The 5055-nt window shown below is 34.6% G+C and carries 6 protein-coding genes and 2 pseudogenes; 6 read left to right on the top strand and 2 right to left on the bottom strand.

Features of this window, described 5'->3' with window-relative positions; all coding sequences use genetic code 11:
• The 4 genes and pseudogenes from V7183_RS24855 to V7183_RS24840 all read left to right on the top strand — a co-directional run.
• A partial coding sequence (locus V7183_RS24855) for a hypothetical protein (protein ID WP_335361199.1) occupies positions 1–464 on the top strand: 464 nt, incomplete at its 5' end.
• Between the two features lie 245 nt (positions 465–709).
• Positions 710–1065, top strand: a pseudogene (locus V7183_RS24850) (S-layer homology domain-containing protein); the annotation flags it as partial.
• A 76-nt stretch (positions 1066–1141) separates the two neighbouring features.
• Entirely contained in the window at positions 1142–1897 is a 756-nt protein-coding gene (locus V7183_RS24845; protein ID WP_335361198.1) for a sulfite exporter TauE/SafE family protein, read from the top strand.
• A gap of 29 nt (positions 1898–1926) precedes the next feature.
• Positions 1927–2514 (top strand): DUF2238 domain-containing protein, encoded by a 588-nt coding sequence (locus V7183_RS24840; RefSeq protein ID WP_335361197.1) that lies wholly within the window; start codon positions 1927–1929, stop codon positions 2512–2514.
• A 308-nt stretch (positions 2515–2822) separates the two neighbouring features.
• Here V7183_RS24840 and V7183_RS24835 read toward each other — a convergent pair whose 3' ends face one another.
• On the bottom strand, positions 2823–3023 hold the full coding sequence (locus tag V7183_RS24835) for a DUF3903 domain-containing protein (protein WP_097897661.1): 201 nt from the start codon (positions 3021–3023) through the stop codon (positions 2823–2825).
• Between the two features lie 142 nt (positions 3024–3165).
• Between V7183_RS24835 and V7183_RS24830 the strand changes: the two genes are divergently transcribed.
• Complete coding sequence (locus V7183_RS24830; protein WP_097897660.1) at positions 3166–3576, top strand: NUDIX hydrolase; 411 nt, start codon at positions 3166–3168, stop codon at positions 3574–3576.
• A gap of 29 nt (positions 3577–3605) precedes the next feature.
• On the opposite strand, the pseudogene V7183_RS24825 reads toward V7183_RS24830, so the two are convergent.
• Positions 3606–3767 (bottom strand): annotated as a pseudogene (locus tag V7183_RS24825) (LrgB family protein); the annotation flags it as partial.
• Between the two features lie 121 nt (positions 3768–3888).
• On the opposite strand from V7183_RS24825, the gene alsR reads away from it, so the two are divergent.
• Positions 3889–4791 carry an acetoin biosynthesis transcriptional regulator AlsR gene (gene alsR / locus V7183_RS24820; RefSeq protein WP_097897659.1) on the top strand — a complete coding sequence of 301 codons (903 nt, stop codon included), beginning with the start codon at positions 3889–3891 and terminating at the stop codon, positions 4789–4791.
• Positions 4792–5055: the final 264 nt, after the last annotated feature.

The following is a 5055-nucleotide window of genomic DNA, read 5'->3' as shown; positions in this document are numbered from 1 at the left end:
ATAATATAGTGAGTGTTTTAGCGGTATCGATTCCGTTTATTCTTTTACTCGTTATGCAGTGGATAATTTTATATTTTTCTGTAGGTGATAATAAGAGAAAATATAAGAAAAGATTTAAAGGAATTACAATTTTTGGAGCAGTATTATTTAGTTTTTGTATCGTACAACTAGGTGTAAATGAGTATAATTCGAAGTTTCATACAGATAGATGGTTAAAAAATGAACAGAAACGAGTATATATGGTGGATGATCTTCTAGCGAAACATAAACTAGTAGGAGAGTCTAAGGAAGAAATGATACAGTTATTAGGGAATCCGACTGAAACGAGACGTCTTGAGGAAACGACTCAAACTTTGTACTATCTTGGAAATGAAAGAGGCTTCATTTCTATAGATAGTGAGTGTCTTGTTCTTCAATTTGATCATGATGATAAGGTGATAGAGTATACAATACAAAAAGACTAAAATAGTCTGAAATAAAGAACAGAAGACATATATGATTGATGGTCTTCTGTTTTTGTTTATATATGTAAAAATAGGGTTAATGGCGGTAATTCCTATATATACGAATTGGAAAAATTTCATCATACTTTAAACTAGTTGAGTAATTTAGAAGTTTACTAGCTTACTAAATAACTTTTATTATGTTAAAAAAAAGGGGGGCATGTTAACACGAAATGGTTACATACATAACGTGTTAAACAAGTATCATGAAAAAAGGGTTTTATAATGTTTTAGCAATGTCACTTGCACTACAGGTGGTAATGATTCTAACTTCTTCATTTACAGCTCCAGTAGAAAAAACAGTGGAAAGCAAGCACTGAGAAGTATTGAAGATCACATGAAAGATGAAGATGGGCGTGGAGATAATCAAGGAACTACAAGTGAAGTGCAAGGAGATTTTCTTGTACATATTACAAAATCAACTCCTGTATACGATTCTGCTGATTTACAGCGTAAGACAGGTGTTGAGCTTTCTGAACAAGTAGTCAAGGCTTCAAAACGAAAAGGCAATGCTTATTATGTTCAAACTTCATCTGAAGCGGGATGGGTACAAAATGATGAAAGCATCCTGTACGGATGTTTTTTTATTTGCGTAAAAAAAGAAATATATTAGAATAGAGCTACTGGAGGGAAAGAAAGTGGCTATTATTATAACAATGTTTTTGATGGGTATTTTATTAGGTTTTGTTGGGGCAGGAGGTGCTGGATTTATTATTGGAGTACTGACTCTCGTATTTCAAGTTCCGATTCATGTAGCTCTTGCAACATCACTAACCGCAATGGCATTTACAACCCTTTCCGGAGTGGTGAGTCATTATAAAGAAGGGAATGTTACATTAAAAATTGGCAGTATTGTTGGGGTATTTGGAGCGGTTGGATCATATATTGGTTCTAAATTTGGTGCGGTGATTCCAGCACATCTTCTTCATTGGTTTACGGCTAGTATGTTGTTTTTATCTGCAATATTTATGTTCATTCGGTTACTTTTTTTTCAAAATCAAAAGAAGTTGTCTATGGACATAGGAGAATCGTTATCTATCGTTGTATTAGGGAAATGTATTTTGCTAGGGTTAGTAACTGGAGGATTAGCAGGTGCATTTGGGATAGGATCAGCGCCTTTTATTCAACTAGGACTAATGGTGTTGTTAGGTTTAACGATTCAACAGTCAGTCGGAACTACAATGCTTATTATTCTACCAATCGCCGTTGGGGGTGGGTTTGGATATAGCTCCGAAGGATATTTAGATTATCTATTATTAGTACAAGTTTTAATGGGAACGATGCTAGGAGCGTATATAGGAGCGAAGTTTACAAATTATGCACCTCGTATTATATTGAAAGTTTCGATGATGATGACGCCTATTTTAGCTGGATGTATGCTATTAATGGAATAAGGTGAAGAAATATTGAGGAGGAAAGTGATGTGACCGTGCATCTTCATAAATTGTTATGTGTAAGTTTTTGGATTGCATTATTCATATCAGGAATCTACCCGAAAGATTTTTTTACATGGTGTTTAGAGGTAGCCCCAGCAGTTATTTTAGTATTTATATTAATGATTACATATTATCGATTTGAATTTTCAACAGTTACATATGTATGGACTTGGATTCATATGTTGATATTGCTTATCGGAGGGCATTATACATATGCAGAGGTACCACTATTCAATTGGCTTCGTGATACGTTTGAGTTAGAAAGAAATTACTACGATCGTGTTGGACATTTTATGCAGGGGTTTGTTCCAGCTTTATTAGTAAGGGAAGTACTTGTAAAGGTAGTTGGGGTTCAGAAAAAAGGATGGTTAGAATTACTTGTAATATCAGTTTGTTTAGCATTTAGTGCACTATATGAGTTGTTGGAGTCTGCGGTTGCAAAACTAACGGGAACAGGTGCAGAAGCATTTCTTGGAACGCAAGGAGATGTTTGGGATACACAATGGGATATGACATTTGCGTTATTTGGAGCGATTCTAGCGATAATGGTTTTTCGGAATAAGAAAAATATATAGAAATCTATTAATATGTTTTACGTATGAATTATGTAAGTAATTCATATTTCTCATATAAAAGGATTTGCTATAATATAATGAGTGTAACGTTCGAGTATTCGACGTATTACTAGTATTATATCCCTATCCCTTTTCTAAAAATGCGAACAAATTTTGCCCTATTCTATTCAATATTTAATTGTATAGAAATATATTGTTCGATGCCCATTATGGAACGTACATAATGGTAAAATCCCGATCCTTAAAGAGGATGCCCCTAATCTTCATGTGAAAATATGATCGGAAAAAGAAAGCTGACCAAACCATGGTCAGCTTTCTTTTTTGTGTAAAAATAGTTCTTCCGTAATTTTTGTTTGTAATAGCAATGTTTTTCCAAAACGACGCTTACATTCAGTTCTTACTTTTTGAATAGCAAGTGCATGAGAAGTAGCAGGAACGGTGACAATTGCTTGCCGAGGCTTTCGATTTTCTTCACAAAAGACACACTCCACAACATATTTAGAAATCATATTTTCATCCTTCCGTTCGAATTTCTAGGTATGGGCTGTCTTTGAAGTTGATATAATCTTTCGTTACGATTTTAGCTTTTTCCTCTATTTTCAAGGGAAAGAATAAAAGAAGAAAGAATATTAGATATGGGAGGAGAGAGAAATGAAAAGATGGATTGGAGCAGCAGCTATATGCGTGAATGAAAAAAATGAAGTTTTGATGGTATTACAAGGAAAAAAAGACGAACCGAAAAGGTGGTCTGTACCAAGCGGAGGACAGGAAGAAGACGAAACACTTGAAGAGTGCTGTGTTCGTGAAGTTTGGGAAGAAACGGGCTATCATGTAGAAGTTATAAATAAAATATATGAAAAAAAGGGTGTAACATATGGGATCCCTGTTTATGTACATTATTATCTTGTGAAACAAATGGGCGGTAATATGAATATTCAAGATCCAGATGGATTAATTCATAAGATTGATTGGAAGGGTATTTATGAATTAAGAGAAATTTCTTTAGCTTTTCCAGAAGATTATGAGTTGTTATGCCAATATGTAAATATGGAGTTGAAATGAAAAAGCAAGTGGCAAAAACACTTGCTTTTTCACTGTAACCAAGGTAAGAAGAGTGGTACAATGACTAAACTTGCTCCAGCTGTTAAAAGCATAGATAAGCTTGCGATTGTACTTTCAACAGGACCGATTTCAAATGCTTTTGATGTACCAATTCCATTGGCGCTAGTACCTAACATAATTCCTTTTTTTACATAGAAATTGTAAAAAAGAATTAACAATTTCTACTATACGTTCTTTCAAAAAAGTTGTCTAATATATAAATTATATGTTATTAATTTATTATATATATATTAATGGAAAAGGGTGTCCAAAATGGAATTACGGCATTTGCAATACTTTGTTGTTGTGGCAGAAGAACTACATTTTGGACGAGCAGCTGCTCGTTTACAAATGACACAACCGCCACTTAGTCAACAAATTCAGCAATTAGAAAAAGAAATGGGAGTTATGTTATTTTCAAGAACGAAGCGAAAGGTTGAACTGACTGAAGCAGGAGAAATGTTCTTAAAAGAAGTGAAAAAAGCGTTTGATCAAATTGAAAAAGCAGTAGAGGTTGCACAAAGTGCACAAAGAGGGGAAGTTGGCTCGCTTTCAATTGGATTTGTTGGGGCGGCTATATATGATATTTTACCGTCCATTGTTAGGGAATATCGAAAGAAATTTCCGAGGGTATCCGTTGCACTGCATGAATTGTCTACACCAGATCAAGTTCATGCACTTCATGATAATCGAATTGATATTGGTTTTTTACGCCCGCCTATCTCGACGCAATTATTAGAAGTAGAACCGATTCAAAAGCTTTCTTGTACGTTATGTTTACCGAAAGCGCATCCACTTGCAGAGAAAAAGGAAATTCACATTGAGGATTTGCAAGATGAACCATTTGTATCTATAACTAGACCAGTATGGCCTGCGTTATATGACACAATATTATCGCTATGCCGCGGGGCAGGATTTAGTCCACGTATCGTACAAGAAGCGACGGAATACCAAACTGTAATGGGGCTTGTAGCAGCGGGGATTGGAATAACAGTAATTCCGGTTTCGGCCAATAAGTTATATAAAACAGAAGTTGTATATAAGGCTATATATGATTCTAATTTTGTGGCAGAGATGTCAGTTGCATATCGGAAAGCAAATAGTAATCCTGAGCTATTAGAGTTTTTAAAAATTGCAAGAGAGAAAAAGCGAATAGAAGTGGAAAGTGACAAATGAATAATGAAATCAACTTTTGAGTTGTAGAAGAAAAAGGCGGAGATGCTATTATAATGCATTTCCGCTTTTTTTATTTCATAACTTCTAACCTATTAGATATTATATAAGAATTCCCTTTCTTTATATAAATTTATTTTTATTTTTCAGCATATAAGTTGCTGTTATGTAGAACAAAACATGACCCGCAATCACTTTCTTCCTTTGTTTTGATCCTTGCATGTGGCAAGGGAAGGCCTTGACCGTTTCTCTATGCATGGCCAGATG

Source organism: Bacillus sp. JJ1127 (genome assembly GCF_036965845.1).
GTDB lineage: Bacteria > Bacillota > Bacilli > Bacillales > Bacillaceae_G > Bacillus_A.
The sequence above is the reverse complement of the archived record's forward strand: the minus strand, read 5'-3'. Positions and strand labels throughout refer to the sequence as shown.